Source organism: Streptococcus ruminicola (genome assembly GCF_011387195.1).
Lineage (GTDB): Bacteria > Bacillota > Bacilli > Lactobacillales > Streptococcaceae > Streptococcus > Streptococcus ruminicola.
In genome coordinates this window covers 753,223-775,453 of sequence record NZ_CP046919.1, presented here as the reverse complement: position 1 = coordinate 775,453, position 22,231 = coordinate 753,223, and the positions used below count along the sequence as shown (strand labels likewise).

The 22,231-nt window shown below is 36.2% G+C and carries 19 protein-coding genes and 1 tRNA gene; 18 read left to right on the top strand and 2 right to left on the bottom strand.

Annotated elements, in window-relative coordinates:
- The first annotated feature begins 66 nt into the window (after positions 1 to 66).
- The 9 genes from GPZ88_RS03950 to nrdG all read left to right on the top strand — a co-directional run bounded on the left by GPZ88_RS03950 (position 67) and on the right by nrdG (position 6,672).
- Entirely contained in the window at positions 67 to 336 is a 270-nt protein-coding gene (locus GPZ88_RS03950; RefSeq protein WP_003066890.1) for an IreB family regulatory phosphoprotein, read from the top strand.
- The gene (ruvX, locus tag GPZ88_RS03945) at positions 333 to 752 is read left to right on the top strand and encodes a Holliday junction resolvase RuvX (RefSeq protein WP_020917593.1); all 420 of its coding nucleotides are present in this window, start codon (positions 333 to 335) and stop codon (positions 750 to 752) included. The genes GPZ88_RS03950 and ruvX overlap by 4 nt, the downstream gene beginning before the upstream one ends.
- 32 nt (positions 753 to 784) lie before the next feature.
- Positions 785 to 1,102, top strand: coding sequence for a DUF1292 domain-containing protein (locus tag GPZ88_RS03940; RefSeq protein ID WP_006531413.1), 318 nt, complete (start codon positions 785 to 787; stop codon positions 1,100 to 1,102).
- Positions 1,103 to 1,217: 115 nt separating this feature from the next.
- Complete coding sequence (locus GPZ88_RS10400) at positions 1,218 to 1,346, top strand: hypothetical protein (protein WP_267887989.1); 129 nt, start codon at positions 1,218 to 1,220, stop codon at positions 1,344 to 1,346.
- A 42-nt stretch (positions 1,347 to 1,388) separates the two neighbouring features.
- Complete coding sequence (locus GPZ88_RS03935) at positions 1,389 to 2,963, top strand: glycosyltransferase family protein (RefSeq protein WP_166043511.1); 1,575 nt, start codon at positions 1,389 to 1,391, stop codon at positions 2,961 to 2,963.
- Positions 2,964 to 3,064: 101 nt separating this feature from the next.
- Positions 3,065 to 5,281, top strand: coding sequence for an anaerobic ribonucleoside-triphosphate reductase (gene nrdD / locus GPZ88_RS03930; protein ID WP_021143292.1), 2,217 nt, complete (start codon positions 3,065 to 3,067; stop codon positions 5,279 to 5,281).
- A gap of 98 nt (positions 5,282 to 5,379) precedes the next feature.
- Positions 5,380 to 5,526 carry a hypothetical protein gene (locus GPZ88_RS03925; RefSeq protein WP_024344425.1) on the top strand — a complete coding sequence of 49 codons (147 nt, stop codon included), beginning with the start codon at positions 5,380 to 5,382 and terminating at the stop codon, positions 5,524 to 5,526.
- Positions 5,527 to 5,537: 11 nt separating this feature from the next.
- Positions 5,538 to 6,041, top strand: a complete 504-nt coding sequence (locus GPZ88_RS03920) for a GNAT family N-acetyltransferase (protein ID WP_166043509.1) — start codon at positions 5,538 to 5,540, stop codon at positions 6,039 to 6,041.
- Between the two features lie 16 nt (positions 6,042 to 6,057).
- Positions 6,058 to 6,672, top strand: coding sequence for an anaerobic ribonucleoside-triphosphate reductase activating protein (gene nrdG / locus GPZ88_RS03915; protein WP_024344423.1), 615 nt, complete (start codon positions 6,058 to 6,060; stop codon positions 6,670 to 6,672).
- 625 nt (positions 6,673 to 7,297) lie between these two features.
- Here nrdG and GPZ88_RS03910 read toward each other — a convergent pair.
- Positions 7,298 to 7,909, bottom strand: a complete 612-nt coding sequence (locus GPZ88_RS03910; protein WP_166043507.1) for a TetR/AcrR family transcriptional regulator — start codon at positions 7,907 to 7,909, stop codon at positions 7,298 to 7,300.
- 410 nt (positions 7,910 to 8,319) lie between these two features.
- Between GPZ88_RS03910 and GPZ88_RS03905 the strand changes: the two genes are divergently transcribed.
- The 7 genes from GPZ88_RS03905 (at position 8,320) to GPZ88_RS03875 (ending at position 19,611) form a co-directional block, all read left to right on the top strand.
- Positions 8,320 to 8,598 (top strand): DNA repair protein, encoded by a 279-nt coding sequence (locus GPZ88_RS03905; protein WP_157629462.1) that lies wholly within the window; start codon positions 8,320 to 8,322, stop codon positions 8,596 to 8,598.
- Positions 8,599 to 8,616: 18 nt separating this feature from the next.
- Entirely contained in the window at positions 8,617 to 9,231 is a 615-nt protein-coding gene (lepB, locus tag GPZ88_RS03900) for a signal peptidase I (protein WP_074639596.1), read from the top strand.
- A gap of 101 nt (positions 9,232 to 9,332) precedes the next feature.
- Positions 9,333 to 13,841, top strand: a complete 4,509-nt coding sequence (locus tag GPZ88_RS03895; protein ID WP_166043505.1) for a SpaA isopeptide-forming pilin-related protein — start codon at positions 9,333 to 9,335, stop codon at positions 13,839 to 13,841.
- 126 nt (positions 13,842 to 13,967) lie between these two features.
- On the top strand, positions 13,968 to 15,530 hold the full coding sequence (locus GPZ88_RS03890; RefSeq protein ID WP_166043502.1) for an isopeptide-forming domain-containing fimbrial protein: 1,563 nt from the start codon (positions 13,968 to 13,970) through the stop codon (positions 15,528 to 15,530).
- A gap of 119 nt (positions 15,531 to 15,649) precedes the next feature.
- Entirely contained in the window at positions 15,650 to 16,477 is an 828-nt protein-coding gene (locus GPZ88_RS03885; protein ID WP_045798385.1) for a class C sortase, read from the top strand.
- Between the two features lie 104 nt (positions 16,478 to 16,581).
- Positions 16,582 to 18,477: a M13 family metallopeptidase gene (locus tag GPZ88_RS03880; RefSeq protein ID WP_166043500.1), complete on the top strand. Its 1,896-nt coding sequence runs from the start codon at positions 16,582 to 16,584 to the stop codon at positions 18,475 to 18,477.
- Between the two features lie 261 nt (positions 18,478 to 18,738).
- Positions 18,739 to 19,611 (top strand): helix-turn-helix domain-containing protein, encoded by an 873-nt coding sequence (locus GPZ88_RS03875; protein WP_166043498.1) that lies wholly within the window; start codon positions 18,739 to 18,741, stop codon positions 19,609 to 19,611.
- A 489-nt stretch (positions 19,612 to 20,100) separates the two neighbouring features.
- Here GPZ88_RS03875 and GPZ88_RS03870 read toward each other — a convergent pair whose 3' ends face one another.
- Positions 20,101 to 20,253 (bottom strand): hypothetical protein, encoded by a 153-nt coding sequence (locus tag GPZ88_RS03870; protein WP_166043496.1) that lies wholly within the window; start codon positions 20,251 to 20,253, stop codon positions 20,101 to 20,103.
- Between the two features lie 840 nt (positions 20,254 to 21,093).
- Between GPZ88_RS03870 and GPZ88_RS03865 the strand changes: the two genes are divergently transcribed.
- Together GPZ88_RS03865 and rpsB are read left to right on the top strand one after the other, a co-directional pair.
- Positions 21,094 to 21,164, top strand: a tRNA-Cys gene (locus GPZ88_RS03865).
- 264 nt (positions 21,165 to 21,428) lie between these two features.
- Positions 21,429 to 22,196: a 30S ribosomal protein S2 gene (gene rpsB / locus GPZ88_RS03860; RefSeq protein ID WP_021143273.1), complete on the top strand. Its 768-nt coding sequence runs from the start codon at positions 21,429 to 21,431 to the stop codon at positions 22,194 to 22,196.
- The last annotated feature ends 35 nt before the right edge of the window (positions 22,197 to 22,231 follow it).

Genomic DNA, 22,231 nt, shown 5'->3' with positions numbered 1-22,231 from the left:
TCTTGTTAAATCTTAGTGAATAAGCTATAATAATTGGTGACAGCTATTTAGAAAGAAGGTGTAAGTATGGGATTTACAGATGAAACTGTACGCTTTAATTTAGACGATAGCAACAAGAAAGAAATTAGTGAAACTTTAACAACGGTTTATCGCTCTCTTGATGAAAAAGGTTATAACCCAATTAATCAGATTGTAGGTTATGTTCTAAGTGGTGACCCTGCTTATGTGCCTCGTTACAATGATGCTAGAAATCAGATTCGTAAATACGAACGTGACGAAATTGTTGAAGAGCTTGTCCGCTATTATCTCAAAGGAAATGGAATTGATTTGAAATGAGAATCATGGGACTAGATGTCGGCTCAAAGACTGTTGGTGTAGCGATTAGCGACCCACTTGGTTTTACAGCACAAGGCGTAGAAATTATCAAAATTGATGAAGAAGCTGGCGAGTTTGGGTTTGAAAGACTTGGAGAGTTAGTTAAACAGTATAAAGTTGATAAGTTTGTGGTTGGTTTACCTAAGAACATGAACAATACTGAAGGACCTCGTGTAGAAGCAAGTAAAGCTTACGGTGACCAAATTAAAGAACTTTTCAATATTCCTGTAGATTATCAAGATGAACGTTTAACAACTGTTCAAGCAGAACGTATGTTAGTAGAACAGGCTGACGTTAGTCGTGGTAAGCGTAAAAAAGTTATCGACAAATTAGCTGCACAGCTTATTTTGCAAAATTATTTAGATAGAATGTTTTAATCTAATCATTAATTCATTTAAAGGAGACTATTATGGCACATAACCATAACCACGATCATAACCATGATCACGAGCATGAAGTTATTACACTTGTAGACGAACAAGGAAATGAAACTCTTTTTGAAATTCTTTTGACAATCGACGGTCGCGAAGAATTTGGTAAAAACTATGTTCTTTTGGTACCAGCAGGTGCTGAAGAAGACGAACAAGGTCAAATTGAAATTCAAGCTTACTCATTCACTGAAAATGAAGATGGTACTGAAGGCGATCTTCAACCAATCCCTGAAGATTCAGATGCTGAATGGGATATGATTGAAGAAGTTTTCAACAGCTTCTTGGATGAAGACTAAGTTTGTACGATGAGAGGTTAGGGGTGATCCTAGCCTCTTTTTTGTTAGTTATACTAAGGAAGTCAAAAGTGGCTTTTTTTATTTTACGAATAAGTAAAATAAAGGAGGGTATTTTATGGACAAAAACAGTCGTTTAAGCAAAGAAGAAAAGGATTTCCTAAAACGCTACCAATCCAAGCGCCGTCACCGTTTTAGGGAACTTTTAGCTTACTGTGCTATCCTCAGTAAATTGACTAATGATTAGTTTTTGTTATACTTAGAGTATGACAATTCAAGGAGAGAATAAGTGAATACATCAGAACAAGCAAATGTAGATCAGACCGCTGTGCCATCATACAGTCGTTCATCTCGTAAAATCGGTGAAGTTAGCAGCCATCTAGAACCTTCTAGACGAACAAAGGTGCCTCAACCTCATAAACTTTATATTTTGTTATTGAGTGTTGTAGTGAGCTGCTTATCAGTAGCTGTGCCAATGTTTACAGACATGGCAAATAGCCTACAATCACAAAATCTTTATATTGGATTAATGTTTACGCAAGGACATCTTCCATTTACAGACATGTTTGCGACAGGTGGTTTCTTGTATTATGCAGTGATCGCCTTGGCTTATTACCTTGGTTCAACGTTGTGGTTAGTTCCAATTCAAATCGTTACTTTCTATTTATCAGGAATTTATTTCTATAAATTGGTTAATTATTTCACCAACAGCCAACGTGTGGCAGTGGCATTTAGTGGGGCTTTTTATCTACTTAATGTTGCCCTTGGTTTTGGTGGTTTGTATCCTATCCAATTTGCAATGCCTTTTGTTATGGTCTCATTGTGGTTCTTAACAAAATATTTTGCTGATATTATCAAGGATGAAGCTTTTATTTTATATGGATTTGCGGGCGCTGCAGCTATGCTTCTAGAACCACGTACTTTGGTGTTCTGGGTGCTTTCTTTCCTAACAATTATCGTCTTTAATTTGAAACAAAGACATTTTGCGCGTGGTTTTTACCAATTGTTGTGTATCATTTTCGGGACTATTTTAGTCTTTTACACAGCTGGATACTTTATCTTGAATGCGCAAGTATTGTCACCTTATATTACACAAGCTATTGTTTACCAATTTACTAATTTTGCAGTAAGTGACGGTAATTTGATTTTGACATTGTTGTTCCAACTTGTACTGGCTTTGGCATCAGGGCTTTTGCTTGGTGCGGTGTCATTTGGAAAAGTTGTCAAAGGTGAAGATAAAGTAGCTAAATGGCTTATTTTACTAGTCTTTATCGTCTTCTTTGCGATTGATTTATTTACACAAAGTTATCAATTCTATAACTTATTGGCAGCACTGCCTTTTGGTTTGGTGTTGACTGCTATCGTTTTGGGTGAACAATATCAACGTAGTTTGACTAAAACATCACACCGTCGCAGAAAAGCATCAGACAATGTTGGAAGTTTTGGATTTTATCTTAAACGTCACTTTTATTTGCCAATTTTGGTATTAGTAGTTGGTGTTGGGCAGCCTATTTTACATGCTTGCTTGTCAGTTAATGCTAATAGCGAACGCACAACTATTGCAAAATATCTCGAAAAAGAAGTGTCTAAAGATGATACTGTTTACGTCTGGGATGATTCGTCTAAGATTGGTATCGATAGTCAACTCCCAAGTAGTTCACAATTTACTTCACCAGTAGTTAATACTGCTAAATCTGCTAATAAAAAAGTTTTAGAAGATGAGCTACTACAAAATCTAGGGGCATATATTGTGGTCAACAAGGACCAAAAAATTTCTGATTCACTTAAAAATAATTTTTCTTCTAACTACGAAAAGGTCCAAATCGGCGGTATTACAGGCTTTACCGTCTATCATAAAAAATAAAGAAAAAACGCAATATCTTGTGGTCTTCAAAAAAAGTGACCACAAGATATTGATTTTTTTTTGTCCCGTGTTATAATAGACGAGTAAGAAGGAGTGTTCATATGATTACATTAGAAAAAGAAAAAATTGCTACTCAGCCTACTGTAAAAGTTATCAAACGTGATGGACGTTCTGTAAACTTTGATGCAGATAAGATTTATAATGCTTTGCTAAAAGCTAGTAATAATGTGACAAAAATGTCTCCAGTTATCGAAGCAAAATTGGAAAGTATTTCAGACAATATCGTTGCTGAAATTTTTGACCGCTTCAAAGATAACGTTAAAATTTATGAGATTCAAAATATCGTTGAGCATGAACTTTTAGAAGCTAATGAATACGCAATTGCTCAAGAATATATTAATTATCGTACAAAACGTGATTTTGCGCGCTCTCAGGCGACAGATATCAACTTTTCTATTGATAAACTTTTGAACAAAGATCAAACGGTCGTAAATGAAAACGCAAACAAAGACAGTGAAGTCTTCAACACACAACGTGACTTGACTGCAGGTATCGTTGGTAAGTCAATCGGACTTAAAATGTTGCCAGCTCACGTTGCTAATGCTCACCAAAAAGGTGATATTCACTTCCACGATCTTGATTACAGCCCATACACTCCAATGACAAACTGCTGTTTGATTGACTTTAAAGGAATGTTGGGAAATGGCTTTAAGATTGGTAATGCTGAAGTTGAAAGTCCAAAATCTATTCAAACAGCGACAGCTCAAATTTCTCAAATCATTGCTAACGTTGCTTCAAGCCAATATGGTGGATGTACAGCAGACCGTATCGATGAATTTTTGGCACCATATGCTGAACTTAACTATAAAAAACATATGAAAGATGCCCAAGAATGGGTTGCTGAAGATCGTCGCGAAGATTACGCACGTACAAAAACGAAAAAAGATATCTACGATGCTATGCAAAGTCTTGAATATGAAATCAATACTTTGTTTACATCAAATGGTCAAACACCATTTACTTCTCTAGGTTTTGGTCTTGGTACAAACTGGTTTGAACGTGAAATTCAAAAAGCCATTCTTACTATTCGTATCAAAGGTCTTGGTAGCGAACACCGTACAGCTATCTTCCCTAAATTAATCTTCACATTGAAGAGTGGTCTTAACCTTGAAGAAGGTACCCCAAACTACGATATCAAACAATTAGCTTTAGAATGTGCTACAAAACGTATGTATCCAGATGTGCTTTCATACGATAAAATCGTTGAATTGACTGGTTCATTCAAAGCACCTATGGGATGCCGTTCATTCCTTCAAGGTTGGAAAGATGAAAATGGCGTTGAAGTTAACTCAGGTCGTATGAACCTTGGGGTTGTCACTGTTAACCTTCCTCGTATTGCTATGGAATCAAATGGTGATATGGACAAATTCTGGGAAATCTTCAACGAACGCATGGGAATTGCTAAAGATGCTCTTGTTTACCGTGTTGAACGTGTCAAAGAAGCAACTCCAGCAAATGCACCAATTCTTTACCAATACGGTGCGTTTGGAAAACGTCTTGGCAAATACGACAACGTTGATGAACTTTTCCGTCACCGTCGTGCAACAGTTTCTCTTGGTTACATCGGACTTTACGAAGTCGGAACAGTTTTCTTCGGACCAAACTGGGAAACAAATGCTGAAGCTAAAGAATTTACAGTGGATATCATCCGCAAGATGAAAGAATATTGTGTAGAATGGTCAGATGAATATGATTACCACTTCTCAATCTATTCAACACCATCTGAAAGTTTGACAGACCGCTTCTGCCGTCTTGATACTAAGAAATTTGGTATTGTCAAAGATATTACAGATAAAGAATACTACACAAACTCATTCCACTATGATGTGCGTAAAAACCCAACACCATTTGAAAAATTAGACTTTGAAAAAGTTTATCCAGAAGCTGGTGCGACAGGTGGATTCATTCACTACTGTGAATACCCAGTTCTTCAACAAAATCCAAAAGCCCTAGAAGCTGTTTGGGATTATGCCTATACTCGTGTTGGTTACCTTGGAACTAACACTCCAATTGACCGTTGCTACAAATGTGGTTTTGAAGGGGACTTCACTCCAACAGAACGTGGATTCGTTTGTCCAAACTGTGGAAACAGCGATCCAAAATCTGTAGACGTTGTTAAACGTACTTGTGGATATCTTGGAAACCCTCAAGCTCGTCCAATGGTTAATGGCCGTCACAAAGAAATTTCTGCGCGTGTTAAAAACATGAACGGATCAACTATTAAAAATCCTGGTGATCCTCACATGCACAAAGCATAGATTCTTGTTAGACAGTTTCATAAAATAATTGAAGCTGGAGACAGTTGTCCCAGCTTCTTTGTTATATTGATAATAATTAAGATGAAAGGAGTAATAACGTGGGAAAATACCAATTAGACTATAAAGGTATGCAGCAAGTCGAACGTTTTCACGAGAAAAATTCAAATGTGAAAGCTGACAAAAAAGCGCGTGTTAACCAGTTGAAAGCACAATTTTTAGAAAAAGCTAAAAAGAAAAGTAAATAAGAGGTGAGCTTATGCAGTTACGAAGACCTGAATTATCGGATAAAGAAGCAGTTATTGAAATGATGAAAGAATTTGAAGCGAGCCGGTCTGCCCACGATGGTGGTTTCTGGTCTGTGGATAACTTTGATTATGAAAAATGGCTTGAGGATAATCGTTTGAGTGAAATGGGAATTAATATTCCAGATACGTTTGTTCCAGCGGTCCAATTTGTCTCGTTTTCTGATGATGGCAGGGCTTTGGGATTTTTGCATTTGCGTTTACGTCTTAATGACAATCTTTTAAAGCAAGGTGGACACATCGGATACTCTATTCGTCCATCAGAACGCCGCAAAGGATATGCTAAAGAACAGTTACGCTTGGGGTTGCTAGAAGCTAAGAAGAAAAATATTAAAAAAGCTTTGGTGACTTGTCATGATGATAATCCAGGTAGCCGCAAAGTTATATTAGCTAACGGTGGTGTATTGGAAGATGTTCAAGATTCTGTAGAACGTTACTGGATATCTTTAGAAAATTAATAGAAAGAAGACTAGTATGGAAGAAAAAAATTGGAATACTCCTAAACCTGGTGAATGGACTTCAGAAAATTTGAGTCAGGGTAGAATCATGGATTACAAAGCCTTCAACTTTGTTGATGGAGAAGGTGTTCGTAATTCTCTCTACGTGTCAGGCTGTATGTTCCACTGTAAAGGCTGCTATAATGCTGCGACTTGGTCATTTAAAGCAGGGATGCCTTACACAAAAGAGCTTGAAGAGCAAATCATGGAAGATTTGGCTCAACCTTATGTTCAAGGTCTTACACTTCTCGGTGGAGAACCATTTTTGAATACTGGAATTCTTTTACCGCTGGTAAAACGTGTCCGCCGTGAACTTCCTGAAAAGGATATCTGGTCATGGACTGGCTATACTTGGGAAGAAATGATGCAGGAAACACCAGATAAACTTGAAATGTTGAGTTTGATTGATATTCTGGTTGATGGACGTTTTGACATTACCAAGAAAAACTTGATGTTACAGTTCCGTGGTTCAGAAAATCAACGTATTATTGATGTTCAAAAATCACTGAAAGCTGGAAAAGTTGTCATTTGGGATAAACTAAACGATGGCAATCAAAACTTTGAACAAGTTAGTCGGGATGATTTAATCTAAAATGACTTATTAGTTGTGAAAATGGGAAGCTGATGGGAATAATCGGCTTCTTTTTGTTGTGAAAATGTCAAAAAGAAGAAGTTATACACAGGTTGTTTATCAAAATTGTGAATAGCTTAAAACCCTTGATATTAAAGGATTTATTGGTGGTTTATACACAAGTTATCCCCAATATATAACCATATTTATCCACAAGTTGTGAATAACTGTTAACAAATTGTGTAAAAAAAGAAGAATTTTCAAGCTATTTTAGTTTTTTTTATAAAAAATTCAGGAATGATTTGAAAATTTCATGCAAAAAGCCAATAACATTAAAATGTTACTGGCTTTCATCTATTTCAAGATCGACTGAGATCTGTTTATTCGGGAGCACAGGTATGAAATCGAGGTTATCAAAAGCAATTATACTTAACTGAACGGTTAATCTTTGATTGTTTGGTTGATAGTCTGTGGATAACTTTTTGCTTAAAAAAGTGTCAAGAACTGTCAACTAAATCATTCTTGTGTCAACTTCTGACATAATGTAAGCGATAATTCTGTCAATGTTAACGCTTTTTCTGTCAATATCTCGCAAAACTTCTGTCAAGATGTAAAAACGAGGAAAACATTATAAAAAAAATATCTCTTACTTTTCATTTCTTAACGGGGTATGTTCTTTTGAAGGGGCATTGAAGTAACCAGGAATAGAATTAAAAAGAAGGGATAAGTTTTTAGCAATAAATTCAGGCTTTTCGGGTTTATCTTTAGTTAACCAAAATTGTAAAATGTTAAGATAAGCGCCGTATAAGCCTTTTGAGATATAGTCGATGTTACTTTCTACAGAATCATCGATGCACCATGGTAGGTTGATTTTCTTGTAGATTTTTGCGGAATTTTTATTTAATTTTTCTGATAGCAGTGAAAAATGTCCACTTCTGACAAGTGATGCGATGAATAATCGATTTGAATACATAAAATTCAAAGTGACTAAGAATACATCTTCGGCACTTTCTGCTAAGATAAAATTATCACGCTGATGATAGTATCCATCGACAAAATTTTCTAGACAGAAATCCATTAAATCATCTTTGCTGTAAAAGTAACGATAAAATGTTCGTCGTGAAATATCAGCTTTATCAAGAATGTGATAGATAGTGATTTCGTCATAATGTCGTTCAGTAATTAGTAGATAAAGTGCTTTTGATAAACGGTGTTTTGTTTCTGAGACTTGGTGTTGTTTTTTTGATAAATTTGCCATAAACAATCCTCAACTTGAACGATGTAATATTTCTGAAAAGACCAAAAATTATACCTAATCAATTTAGCATTGTAACATAAAGCTAAAAAATAAGCTACATCAATCCTACGAAATTAACAATATTTGACTTTAGATATTTATCATTGTTAGCTTTCCTAACAATGATAGAGGACGAAACATTAAGAAAATTAGAACTAGGAAACAAAATATTAAAAAAAGTATCACTTGTACAAAATCCCTTTTCAAAATCGCGAAAAAAAATTATAATGTTCTTCAAAACGTCTAGATATATAAAACGACAAAATGAAAAAATGTTTATCTAGTCTTTATTTTTTTAAAATTAGAATAAATATACATTTAAAATTATGCAAGTTTTATGTAAAAACGAATACTAAAAAGGAGGTCCTAACGTGCTTGATGCTAAACAATTAAGAAAACTTCGTCGTTCAGATTTGTTTGAGCTGCTTGTAGAGCAGGCTAAAGAAATTGAAGAGCTTCAAGATCAAGTAAAAGAACTTGAAGGTAAACTTGAGCGTCGTGAGCTTGAAGTCACTGATGCGGGTTCCATCGCTGAAGCAGCCTTGGCAATTAGTAAAGTTTTTGAGGAAGCACAGGCAGCAGCGGATACGTATCTTTATAATGTAAAACGTATGGCAGATGCCAAAAATAATATAGATAATAAAGCGTAGAATGCTGGGATTTTTAAAATGAAACCATTATTTGAAAAAAAATCACAGAAAATCAATTTAACTGATTTACCGAAAGCTGATGACCTTTCAAAAGAATTAGGAAAGATTAAATATCGTGAACGTTATGTTCGCACTCTTCGCAGCACGGTTTTTACGCTACTGACAGTGGCAGCGTTAGCTGTACTGATTGCGACAATTTGGCTTCCTGTTTTACAGATTTATGGAAATTCAATGACTCCGACTTTGAAAGCTGGAGACATGGTAGTTTCTGTTAGTAAGAAAAATTTAAAGCAGGGTGATGTCGTTGCATTTTATTACAATAATAAAGTTCTTGTAAAACGTGTGATTGCGACATCAGGTCAATGGGTTAACGTTGATAAAAAAGGGAATGTCACTGTTGACGGTAAAAAGTTAAATGAGCCTTACTTACAAAAAGGCGAGAAAGATTACGGAGAGACAAATATCAAACTTCCGTATCAGGTGCCGGATGGGAAATATTTCGTGATGGGAGATCACCGAAAAGTTTCAATCGACTCACGTAATAAAACCGTTGGTCCAGTAGACAGTGAACAGTTAGTTGGGAAACTAACGCTAAGAATTTGGCCACTATCTCGCATGGGTGCAATTGATTAAACTCTGGATGGTTAGTTGGGAAACTAAAATTTAGATTTAGTCATAATTTGTATGTGGCAATTGTTTAGACAGTTAATAAATTATGTTTAGAAAGGGATTTTATGGTAAAGCTTTGGGCAAAGCTAGCGATTTTAATAAAAAAGCGAGTCCAAGATAGCATCATTGCAAAGATTGCTCTGGCGCTATCTGTTGTTATTGTTTTTTGTACAACTTATTTGCTGATATTACCAGCCCTAACGATTAGTACGGGAAATAGCTCAGCTGTTTTTCAATCGCAAGATGGTAGTTCTTCGCAAGTTGAATCAACGGCGGCAAGTTCCCAAGAAACTAATCAAACTGAAAATTCCTCACAAACGACATCGACTGAGTCAAGTCAAGAAAAAAAGGACATGTCACAGGCAGGTACTTTGAATGCTGAGACATCTGATATCACCGTAAATGTCTCTTACGAAGACAATACGTTTTCAGAACCAGTTCAATTAAAAGTAAAGCCTGTTGAAGACACAAGTGCCATTGATAATAAATTGACAACACTTCTTAGCGAAAGCAAGCAAGAGTTGTCACAAGCTCATTCTTATGATATTTCATTTGTCACAGATGATGGCAGAGAAGTTGAACCAAGCAAAGATGTTAAGGTTTCAATGAATTTCAAGAATGACTTATCTACCAGCGATGACAAACAAGCTGGTTGGAAGTTGTACCACTTCGTGGACAACGATATCAATCAAGTTCAAGATTTGACTGAATCGACAGATACAGACATTAAGGAAACCAGCGATGGGGCTGTTGAAAGTATTGATTTCAAATCAAATACATTTTCAATCTATACCTTAGCAGGAGTAACATACGCTGACTTTTCAGGGTATTTGACAAACTATAGTTTTGATACTAATTCTACTAAGTTGGATTTGGCAACAAATCAAGTGACAACGAAATTAACTTTGGATTTTACAAATTTAAGTCAGGCAGATTTAGTTAAGGGAAATGATTATTATTTAAGTCTTCCTGAAAGTGTTATTGTGAACACATCTGAAGAATATAATGTTTTGGACCGATCAGGAAATAAAGCAGGTACTTTCCACTTCCATCAAGATGAAAAAGGAAGGTACTATATGTTAATACATTTCAATGATGACTATGTTAGTAGATTAGCATCTAGTACGTCAGTAGATGGTGATTTATATTATGACATGACGTTGAAAAGTATTGCGAAGAATGATAACGGTGATTATGTTGCAGACTTTTCTGATAGGGTGCATGTAACTATTACTGAACAAAATATCACAAAGAATTATGATATCAATACCAAGAAGAAAAGTAAATTAAAATATGAAGGAGATACACCTTACATTACTTATACGGTTACAGTTGATTCTTTAAATGGAACGCCATCAACGATTGATGTTAATGATGCTATTTCTGATTTTTCTTCACTACAGAAATTAGGAATAGCTAGTGTCGATAACATCTCAGTTAAAAAATCAACTTATACTGGAAGTTCTGGTAATGTAACAAAAACTGAGGATGTTTCTGCCACTCCTAAATTTGATAAATCAAAAGGAAAGTGGTCATTGAATTTACCGCAGTTAACATCTGGTGGTATTGCCTCAAATGGTCAGGCAATTGGTCATTTCTACACAATTACTTATCGCTATAAATTATCAGGACTTAAAGTTGGTTCTATGGTTTCAGTAAAAAATGAAGTGACAGCTACTTCTAAGACTAATGACAATGATAAAGTATCTAAGAGTAGTTCTAGTGAAGTTACTTTGAAATTGAATGACATTAAGAAAACTGGTAAATATGATGACAAAACTGGATTAATTACTTGGAAGATTACAGTTAACCCTGACGGAAACGACATTGGCGGTGCCACTTTGAAGGATGATTTCTTTAAGGATGCAACATCAATAACGGTTGCCTTGAAAGACGGTAGCAGTGCATCAAGTTCTTTCCACTATTATGATTCCAATAATAAACAGTTGGATGATAATATAAAGGATTTCAGCAAGGTTGCCTACATTCGTTTCAGTGGGCAAAAAGGTAAGGAATCAAATACAAAATCGTATGTTATCACTTATACCACAAAGGCGACTAACTTAGAGTGGGGACAAAATAAGATAACCAATAAGGCAATACTAGATGATGATGGTGACCAGACCTCAGATGAAGAAACAGTGACAGTTCCTGGTTCAAGTTCGGGTTCAGGATCTGAGTCGGGAACAGGTGGTTTGAGCAAGTCGGTTGTTGGTGAAAAAGATGGATCAGATTCTGATACTAAAATCATTACTTGGAAGGTAACAATAACGATGCCATCTAGTGGTGTGATTAAGCAAGGAACAAAGTTCAGAGATTTTCTAATGGATCCGTATAGTCAAGACTTTAAACATCACTGGTATACAAAAGCACAATTAAAAGGTTTGTATCAAAATCTTGAAAAAGTATTTAAAAAAGGGTTCACTTTAAAGGCACGTCAGAATGGTTGGGATGCCTATACTGACTATGATAAATTAGATGACGATGCTCATTATTCAGAATTCCAAATTGAATTGACTAAGGATTTTAATCCAAAGCAAAAAGAGGTGGTTTTTTTCCAATACGATTCTACAGCTAAATTTGATAATAGGCAGATTGTAAGTAATAAAATTACTTCAGAAGGTTCTTCAGCTTCAGCAGACTTTTCTCCAAAGGTTCTTAAAATGGATGGCGATGGTAATCCAGGAACAACGACTAAAAACAGTGAAGATGGCGTTGTTACTTGGAAAATCAAAGTTAACCTTGCAAGTGCACAAAAAGCGAAAAGTATGACTATCACTGATACGTTACCAGATGGTGTATCGTTAACAGGTTTAACATATGGTAAGTATAATGGTCTAGTTACAGCATCGCTAAAAGGTGGTAAAATCACTGGTGGTGATGATAACTGGGGAACTAAAAATATTAGTTTGTCTGGTGAAATATCAGGTAATAAAATTACTTTGAACTTTAAGTCTACTAATAGTGATACACTTGTTAATAATATTGCGGGTGACAAAGACTTCTGGATAACTGTTACAACAACTTACAATAATATTCCAGAAGTTGGGAAAAAAGTAACGGCTAATTTGACTAATACCGTTACAGTTTCTGTAAATGGAAAAGATTATGATTCTGATGACCAAACACAAATTGTCACAATTGGGAAAGATAATCCAGGATCGCCATCTGAAGGTAGTGATTCTACAAAGATTAGTAAGGTTCAAACTGGTGAAACTAATAACCAAAACAAAGAATCGGTTAATACGGATTCGGTTGGTTATACCCATGTACTGAATTATTCTGTAGATATTAATTCCCAAGCTGAAGATTTAGCGAGTGGATCAGATACATTAACTTTGACAGATACGATTGAGTATTACAAAAAGCATGTTACTTATACACTACTTCAAAGTTCAGTGGTTCTCTATGATGCTAATGGTAATGTTGTTCCAAATTCTGCATGGTCTTGGACCTATAAAGATGTTGCTCGATTAAAAGACTATCCTACTCATACTCGATATGGTATTATAACAGTAACCTTGCCAGACTCTGGTCATTATACTTTGAAGTACAACTACCAAATTAGTGATGCTAATGATGGTAAGTGGTTTGATGCAAAAAACACCGCAAAATTAGAAGGGGTCAATAAGGGAACATCAGAAACCACAACGCATTATCAATATCTCGAACAATCTGGTGGTGGTAATGTTTATTCTAAAGGGACTTATACCTTGACTAAAGTTGATGAAAAAAACTTTGGTATCACACTACCAGGAGCTAAGTTCAAAGTTTATCAATACGGTAATGATAAAAAAGCTATAGCCACTTATACAACTGATAAGAATGGTGAAATTCACATTACTAATTCTGGTAGCAAACAAAAATATCAGTATGAAGTTGTTTACTATGTTGTAGAGACCAAAGCTCCTGCGGGATATGAAGATCCTAAAAATCCTACTAAGTACTACTTTACTTATAGTAAAGTTGATACAAATTTAGATTTTGTCCCAATTGAACTTAAAGGGAAGGTCAAAGATTTGTCAAATGCCCCTGGACTTGATTTGGTTCCGAATAAAAAAATCAAGCAAACGAACTTAACCGTTAAGAAAGAATGGCTAAGAGCTGACGGTAGGAAAACTGAGCGTTCTGATGGCTCAATCACTTACGACTTGATTCAAGTTGCGACTGATAGTCAAGACAATTCTACTGAGACAGTCTATAAATCAGGTGAGACATTGACTCACGATGATGATTGGACTCGAACGTACAAGGGATTGCCTGTTTCTGGTAAAAATACTTCGGGTAATGAAGTAGATTATAAATACTATGTTCGTGAAACGCCCGTTTCTGGCTATGATACTAGTTATTCAAATGGTTTTGAAACCTCGACAAATCCGATTGTTATGGCGACGGATTCTGAAGATGGTCATATTACCATTAAAAATAAAGCTCAGAAGCAATATAATTTGCCTGAGACTGGTGGTAGTGGCGTGAAGATGCACTATTTACTTGGTGCGGTTCTCGTCCTACTTACTACAGGATTGATAATCCTGAAAGCTTACAAAACATATCAAACAGGAGGTGACTCCTGATGATAAGAGATTATGGTAAAGGTGGTGGTGCCTGATTCACTACTGTAAAGATTTAGGTTATAACTTCATTTTAGGAGTTTACACAATTTAGTTTTTAAAAAAAGAAAGAAGGAAAAGGATTTTATAATGAAGAAGTTTAAATTGCTCTTAGCAGCTTTTGTTGCTACACTCTTCGCATTCGTTGGTGGAAATGCATTCGCTTATACTATTACAGTTGACAAAGTCGCAGATAATCACACTTACGAAGCTTACCAAGTATTTTCTGGTACACTTGCTTCAGATGGTAAGACACTTTCAAATATCCAATGGAGTGAAACTGGTGTAACACCATTTACATTTGAAGGTAAATCAGAAGCTGCTGAGATTGCTGAAATGCTTGCATATAAAGAAGATGCTCCAGAGAAAGATAAATCTGACACAGAAAAAGCTAAAGAATTCTCAAAACTAGCTGGTGCTAACCTTAAAACTCCAGCAGCTAGTGCAGAAAGTAAAGACGGACAAGCTGTTCTTACAGTTAGTGCACCTGGTTACTACTTGGTAAAAGATGTTGATGGTTCTCAAAATGGTAACGATGCAGCTTACACTCGTTTTATGATGGAAGTTGTTGGTGATGTGACTGCTCAAGTCAAAAACGACAAACCAACTGTTCAAAAGAAAGTAAAAGAAACTAACGATTCAACTGGTAAAACAACTGATTGGCAAGATGCAGCTGACTACGATATTAATGATACTGTTCCATTCCAATTGAAGGCAACACTTCCAAAACACATCGCTGACTACGACCACTACTATGTTGAATTTACAGATACTTTGTCTGCAGGTTTGACATTTAACAATATCACTTTGGTTAAAGCTGACGGTAAAACTTTGTCAGAAGGTGAATACCAAGTAACTAAAACACCAAATACAGATGGTACAACAACACTTTCTGTTATTATCACAGATGTTAAAAAAGTTAATGAAAACATTAAGAAAGACGATCTAGTTACTGTAGAATATAACGCAACTCTTAATGACAAAGCTGTTCTTGGTTCAGCAGGTAACCCAAACAGTGTTGAATTGACTTACTCAAACAACCCTAACGCTACTGGTGATGGTACATCTAAACCAGCAGATACTGGTAAAACTCCAAAAGATACTGTAAAAGTCTTCACTTACCAAACAATCATTAACAAAGTTAAAGAAATTAAAAAAGATGGTACAATTGAAACAGCTCCATTGCCAGGTGCAGAATTCACACTTTACAAGAAATTAAATAATGGTTCAACTAAAAAAGTAGATGTAGTTAAAAATGCTGAAGGAACATCATTCACTTTCAAAGGTCTTGACGCAGGTAACTACGAACTTGTAGAATCAACTACACCAGATGGTTACAACACAATCAAACCAATCAAATTCACAATCAACGCTAAATACGACACAGAAGCTGCTGACCCTCAATTGACAGAGCTTTCAGGTGGTGTAACTGCAAATACTGATTCAGGTATGATTGAGTTTAACAAGAATATAACACCTAAAGAAGCTGCTACATCTGGTTCTTTGGAAGCAAATGTTGAAAACAAAAAAGGTTCACTTCTTCCATCAACTGGTGGTATGGGTACAACAATCCTTTACGTTATCGGTTCAATCCTTGTTCTTGTAGCGGCTGTTCTTCTTATCACTAAAAAACGTATGGATGCAGCTAAATAAGAATTTGTTATAATACTATTAACTTTGTTTAATTAATCATCCGATAAAGGGAGTGGCAAGGAGCACGAGCTCACTTTCTACTCCCTTTACTCTTGCAACTGTCGGGAGAGCTCTTTAATATGCGAAAAAAATCAAAAGATAATTTTTTGACGAATGCACTCGTCTTTATATTAATAATCGGGCTGTCCCTTTTGTTGTATCCGACAGTTAGCGATTATTGGAACTCATTTCACCAATCAGAAGCGGTAGCTGGCTATGTCCAAAATGTTCAAGACATGGGTCAGCAAAAGAAAGATGATATGTTGGCAGCAGCTAAGGCTTATAATCAATCTTTGGCAAAAGGTGTGATGCCTGATTTGAATCTGTCAAAGGCTGAGAAGTCTGTTTATGACAAGACTCTTGATGTCACAGGTACTGGTATCATGGCATATGTCGATATTCCAAAGGTTAATACGACTTTGCCAATCTATCACGGTACTGAAGATAGTATTTTGCAGGTGGCTGTTGGTCATATTCCTGGAACGTCTCTGCCAGTTGGTGGTAAGGGGACGCACGCTGTGATTTCAGGTCACCGTGGGTTGCCATCGGCTAAATTGTTTACAGACATCGACCGTTTGCGTGAAGGTGATACGTTCATGATTCAGGTTTTGGATGAAACACTGACTTATGAAGTTGACCAGATTCTGACGGTCTTGCCAGATGATGTCTCAGCGCTAGCCATTGACCCAAATAAAGATTACGTAACTTTGGTAACGTGCACGCCTTACGGTGTTAACAGTCATAGACTTTTGGTACGCGGTCACCGCATTCCAAATAAAGTCAAAGATGCGCGTGTGGTAGCTGAAGCGAGCCGCGTTGACGCGATGATTGTTGCGCCGATAATCGCGGTCTTCCTCTTCATCATCTTGTTGTTGGTGAGTGCTGTTTATCGCAGACTACGGAAATAGTCATTCAAAAAGTTAGCCTAATCGGCTAGCTTTTTGAGTTTTTAAAACTGTTATTATCTGAATTTTTTGATAGAATGTTCATAGCAGATTAAAGGAGATTTTTTATGACTCGATATCAAGATGATTTTTATGATGCCGTCAATGGCGAGTGGGAAAAAACAGCTGTTATTCCAGATGATAAACCTCGTACAGGTGGTTTTTCAGATTTGGCTGATGAAATCGAAGATTTGATGTTGGATACAACCGATGATTGGTTAGCTGGAAAAAATGTTCCAGAAGATAGCATCCTACAAAACTTTGTTAAATTTCACCGCATGACATCTGATTATGAAAAACGTGAAGCAGTCGGTGTAGCACCTGTTTTACCGCTGATTAAAGAATATAAAGCTTTAACGTCATTTTCAGATTTTGCTAAACGTATTGCAGAATTTGAAATGGCTGGAAAACCAAATGCTTTTCCATTTGGTGTAGCGCCAGATTTCATGAATGCACAGCTTAATGTGTTGTGGGCAGAAGCCCCTGTCACAATCTTGCCAGATACAACTTACTACGCTGATGACCACGAAAAAGGTAAAGAATTATTAGCAACTTGGCGCAAAATGCAAGAAGAATTGCTAGCGAAGTTTGATTTTTCAGCAGAAGAAATCAAAGATGTGTTGGACAAAACAATCGAACTCGATGCCAAACTTGCTAAGTACGTCCTTTCACGCGAAGAATCTTCAGAGTATGTCAAACTTTATCACCCATATGACTGGGCTGATTTTACAAAATTAGCACCAGAACTTCCTTTGGATGAAATTTTCACAGAAATCTTGGGAGAAATTCCTGATAAAGTTATCGTTCCTGAAGAACGTTTTTGGACAGAATTTGCTGCTGAATATTATTCTGAAAAGAATTGGAAATTGCTTAAAGCAGACCTTATCCTTTCTGCAGCAACAAGTTACAATAGCTATTTGACAGACGAGATTCGTGTTCTTGCTGGGACTTACAGTCGTGCTCTTTCTGGAACACCACAAGCCATGGACAAGAAGAAAGCTGCTTACTATCTAGCATCTGGTGCTTACAGCCAAGCTCTTGGGCTTTGGTACGCTGGTCAAAAATTCTCACCAGAAGCAAAAGCTGATGTTGAGCACAAAGTGGCAACAATGATTGACGTTTACAAGAAACGTTTGACAACAGCTGACTGGTTGGCAAAAGAAACTCGTGATAAGGCTATTGTGAAATTAAATGTCATCACTCCTCATATTGGTTATCCGGAAAAATTGCCAGAAACTTATGCGAAGAAGATTATCGATGAGTCTTTATCACTTGTTGAAAATGCACGAAACCTTGCTAAAATTTCTATCGCACACAGCTGGAGCAAGTGGAATCAGCCGGTTGACCGTAGCGAATGGCACATGCCAGCTCACATGGTCAATGCTTATTACGACCCACAACAAAACCAAATTGTTTTCCCAGCAGCTATTTTACAAGCACCATTTTACAGCTTGGAACAAAGTTCATCAGCTAATTATGGTGGTATCGGAGCAGTTATTGCTCACGAAATTTCACATGCCTTTGATACTAATGGAGCATCATTTGATGAAAATGGTAGCTTGAATAACTGGTGGACTGATGCGGATTACGAAGCATTTACGAAATGCACTGATAAAATCGTTGACCAATTTGACGGCCTTGATTCGTATGGGGCAAAAGTAAATGGTAAATTAACTGTTTCAGAAAATGTCGCAGACCTTGGCGGTGTTGCTTGTGCGCTTGAAGCTGCTAAGCAAGATGATGATTTTTCAGCTCGAGACTTCTTCATCAATTTCGCAACTATTTGGCGTATGAAAGCTCGCGATGAGTACATGCAAATGCTAGCAAGTATCGATGTTCACGCACCAGGTAAACTTCGTACTAATGTGACACTGACAAACTTTGATGAATTTCATGAAGAATTTGATATCAAAGCTGGTGACCCAATGTGGCGTGCACCAGAAGACCGCGTCATTATTTGGTAATCACTTAAGATAATGAGCCAAACAAGAACTTGTATTAGGCAAGTTCTTGTTTTTTTCTATTTCTTTTTTAAAAATATGATACAATAAACATTAGTTAGTATACCTAGATAATATAACTAGTTTTTTAAAATAGAAATATAGAGCTATGATTTTCTAAGCTGTTTAGGATAACAGACATGACCTTTCTTGTTGGGAGAATTTAGAAAACGTAGTTTCTATAAATCCAAGATTATTGGAATTTTTGTCAAAAAAGGAGACTGTATGAAACTTAAAAAATCAATGCAACTGGGTGAACTTTATCGCGAACTACGAATTGCGCGTGGGTTGAAACTAAAAGATGTCGCACGAGAAAACCTCTCTGTGTCACAACTTTCACGTTTTGAAAATGGCCAATCCATGCTTGCCGCAGATAAACTCTTAATCGCCATCTCAGGTATCCACATGACCTTCTCAGAATTCGGCCACGCGATTAATAACTATCAAGAACCGAAGACGTTTCAATTATCAACAAAAATAGCAGAGCTATATAATAAACAAGATATTGAAGGACTTAAGGCTTTACTTGAAAGTGAAAAAGATTCTGAGGTTTTTGATGTTTATAACCGTTTGAATGAATTGATTATAAAAACCTATATCTATAATCTTGACCCGACTTATGTGATTTCAGAAGAAGAGAAAAACTTTTTAACTTCATATCTCTATGAAATTGAAGAGTGGACAGAGTTTGAGCTATTTATCTTTGGAAACACTATGTCCATTTTATCTGAATCTGATTTGATTTTTTTGGGGAAGGCATTTGTCGATAGAGATAAACTTTATCAGTCACTTACAAGTCATAAAAAGAATGCAGAAGTCGTTTTTTTAAACCTAATAGTGCTATTAGTTACCTATCGAAAGCTTTATCAAGCTAATTACTTTATTGAAGCTCTAGAAAAGATAATTACTTATCAAGATATGCTTGCCATGACTTATCTTAATTTTTTAAAAAAATTAATTGCTAATCTTGAAGATGGGACAGAGGATTTATCAGACTTGGAGCACTTTATCGCCTGTATTGAAGAGATTGGAAGCCCTATAGTAGCCTCGTATCTTAAGATGAACTTATCAAGAATTATTGATAATAGTGAGGAATGATAGTGATTGAATTTTAAAGCATAAAAATAATTGGTAGAAGAACTGCAGGTCCAATTAGGGCAAGTTTAGTCAATTCTTTAGCAGTTTTTTTCAATGTGAACATAATAAGTATCCTCCAAATTTTATATATTATATATTACGTATATTCATAGGTTTTGTAACAACATCATTAGGGCAGGGAAGGGATAAATGTTGTTACTCTGGTTGATTTGATTGGTTTTAACAAGTGTTAGGTTTATGGGTAATATACAAAAAATGGAAGTATTAGAACGACAGTTTTTAGTAATTGTTTAAGGGTTAGTTTAAGCATTAGTAGTATCCTCCTTAGTAAGTATGTCTTCATTTTAACAGCGAAAAGTGCGAAATCGGTTTATTTGCAAATCCGCAAATAAACTTTTTTTATTGAGCAAATATACAATTTTCAGAAAATTCTACGCATGAGTGGTAAGATATTGGTGTAACCTATTTGAATAGTTTACTTATTGGTTATTATTTTTCGAAAAAGAATACCGAAACGTGTTTTATTATCATCACTTTAGAGATTTTATCTTTAGGGCTGGATTTTTTAGCGGATTCAAAATTTGTTTTGCTCATTTTGGTGTGTCCTAGGATTACATTAGCTTCTTCTCCATTTCCATTCATGAGTTGATTCTAGGGAAAATTAGACTAATTTGAGCTGTCTGATTTTGAAGGTGGTGCTTTATGTTTTCTGGTGATAGCTACAGAAGTGTTGGTTATCATGATTAATACTAGTTCTGGCAGCCTTACCAACGTTATTGATATAAGGTATTATTACTTTCACAAGGTGAAAGGACAAGAGTGTTTTAACGTCAGTATAATCTCCTGCGGATTAGAGTACGAAGAATGCTTTCATAGTGTTACTTGTGTACTGTTGAAATTTCTTTTTTCTTTCCACCATCCATCTGTCACTTTATATTAAATAGCGGTGCCAATAGTATTTTCCAGGAAGTCAGACATTTCTTGGCATCGAATCCATCTTAACTACTACATCCTTTTTGAAGGTAACTTGTTTAGAAAAATCTGTTTAACCTCTTACCATTTGTAACAGATGGCGTGCGATAGTGGTGCTTAAGATGTGTTGAATAATGAAGCGTTGCGGCTAAAAGAGCCAGTTAATTGGCATTAGCAAAAAATAAGTCTTGCATTTTTATGGTTTTCCAACCTGTCCGTGGAGCAATCCACAGTAAAGCCGATATGATGCTGTTTTGAAGCTATTAGCAAAGGCGCCAAAACTTTTATCTCCATATAAGACAAATTTTACGTTCCCTTTTGTCGTTGCAATTAGTGAGTTAAATGTTTTGATGATTGCTGCCAATTTTGATGATAAGACAGAGTCACTCTAGTTGGGTGACTTTTTTTGTGTAAAAAGGGATTATTTGCAGGATTTCAGAATTGTCTGGCAGAATTTCACGAATAAGGCTTGACGTGCTTTTGAATTTAAGGTAAAATATTATCTGTTATGGCGGTATAGCCAAGTGGTAAGGCACGGCTCTGCAAAAGCTTGATCGTCGGTTCAAATCCGTCTACCGCCTTCATGACATAACAAAAGCTCGACACTGTCGGGCTTTTTCGTTTTCAAATGATTGATAAAAAGAGCTGTCAAACGGCGAAAATAAAAACTGTTTCAAGCAGCATATGGCTTGTCAAAGCCTTGATTTTGTGATAAACTATGATAGTTGTATTATGCAACAAAATACTCATTCTGGATGTATTGTGAACCTGTTGCTCTTTATGGGTGGGCTTGCAAGATGAAGTCTGGAAGAGGAAAAAAACATTTTATAAAGGAGAAACTACTCATGGCAGTAATTTCAATGAAACAACTTCTTGAAGCTGGTGTTCACTTTGGTCACCAAACTCGTCGCTGGAACCCTAAGATGGCTAAATACATCTTCACAGAACGTAACGGTATCCACGTTATCGACCTTCAACAAACTGTAAAAATGGCTGATGCAGCTTACGAATTCGTTCGTGATGCAGCTGCAAACGACGCTGTAATCTTGTTTGTTGGTACTAAAAAACAAGCTGCTGACGCTGTTAAAGAAGAAGCAGAACGCGCAGGTCAATACTACATCAACCACCGTTGGTTGGGTGGAACTCTTACAAACTGGGATACTATCCAAAAACGTATCGCTCGTTTGAAAGAAATCAAACGTATGGAAGAAGATGGAACTTTTGAGGTTCTTCCTAAGAAAGAAGTTGCTCTTCTTAACAAACAACGTGCTCGTCTTGAAAAATTCTTGGGTGGTATCGAAGATATGCCTCGTATTCCAGACGTTATGTACATTGTTGACCCACACAAAGAACAAATCGCTGTTAAAGAAGCTAAAAAACTTGGTATCCCTGTAGTAGCTATGGTTGATACTAACGCTGATCCAGATGATATCGATGTTATCATCCCAGCTAACGATGACGCTATCCGCGCCGTTAAATTGATCACTTCTAAATTGGCTGACGCTGTTATCGAAGGACGCCAAGGTGAAGATGCAGATGCTGACTTCGCAGCAGAAGCAAAAGCTGATTCAATCGAAGAAATCGTTGAAGTTGTAGAAGGCGACAACGAATAATATTTCGAGGCTTAACAGTCTTAGATATGCTTTAA

Coding starts and splice junctions, on each gene's coding strand:
- GPZ88_RS03950 (WP_003066890.1), top strand. CDS start 67: ATGGGATTTACAGATGAAACTGTACGCTTTAATTTAGACGATAGCAAC.
- ruvX (WP_020917593.1), top strand. CDS start 333: ATGAGAATCATGGGACTAGATGTCGGCTCAAAGACTGTTGGTGTAGCG.
- GPZ88_RS03940 (WP_006531413.1), top strand. CDS start 785: ATGGCACATAACCATAACCACGATCATAACCATGATCACGAGCATGAA.
- GPZ88_RS10400 (WP_267887989.1), top strand. CDS start 1,218: ATGGACAAAAACAGTCGTTTAAGCAAAGAAGAAAAGGATTTCCTAAAA.
- nrdD (WP_021143292.1), top strand. CDS start 3,065: ATGATTACATTAGAAAAAGAAAAAATTGCTACTCAGCCTACTGTAAAA.
- GPZ88_RS03920 (WP_166043509.1), top strand. CDS start 5,538: ATGCAGTTACGAAGACCTGAATTATCGGATAAAGAAGCAGTTATTGAA.
- nrdG (WP_024344423.1), top strand. CDS start 6,058: ATGGAAGAAAAAAATTGGAATACTCCTAAACCTGGTGAATGGACTTCA.
- GPZ88_RS03910 (WP_166043507.1), bottom strand. CDS start 7,909: ATGGCAAATTTATCAAAAAAACAACACCAAGTCTCAGAAACAAAACAC.
- lepB (WP_074639596.1), top strand. CDS start 8,617: ATGAAACCATTATTTGAAAAAAAATCACAGAAAATCAATTTAACTGAT.
- GPZ88_RS03895 (WP_166043505.1), top strand. CDS start 9,333: ATGGTAAAGCTTTGGGCAAAGCTAGCGATTTTAATAAAAAAGCGAGTC.
- GPZ88_RS03890 (WP_166043502.1), top strand. CDS start 13,968: ATGAAGAAGTTTAAATTGCTCTTAGCAGCTTTTGTTGCTACACTCTTC.
- GPZ88_RS03885 (WP_045798385.1), top strand. CDS start 15,650: ATGCGAAAAAAATCAAAAGATAATTTTTTGACGAATGCACTCGTCTTT.
- GPZ88_RS03880 (WP_166043500.1), top strand. CDS start 16,582: ATGACTCGATATCAAGATGATTTTTATGATGCCGTCAATGGCGAGTGG.
- GPZ88_RS03875 (WP_166043498.1), top strand. CDS start 18,739: ATGAAACTTAAAAAATCAATGCAACTGGGTGAACTTTATCGCGAACTA.
- GPZ88_RS03870 (WP_166043496.1), bottom strand. CDS start 20,253: ATGAATGGAAATGGAGAAGAAGCTAATGTAATCCTAGGACACACCAAA.
- rpsB (WP_021143273.1), top strand. CDS start 21,429: ATGGCAGTAATTTCAATGAAACAACTTCTTGAAGCTGGTGTTCACTTT.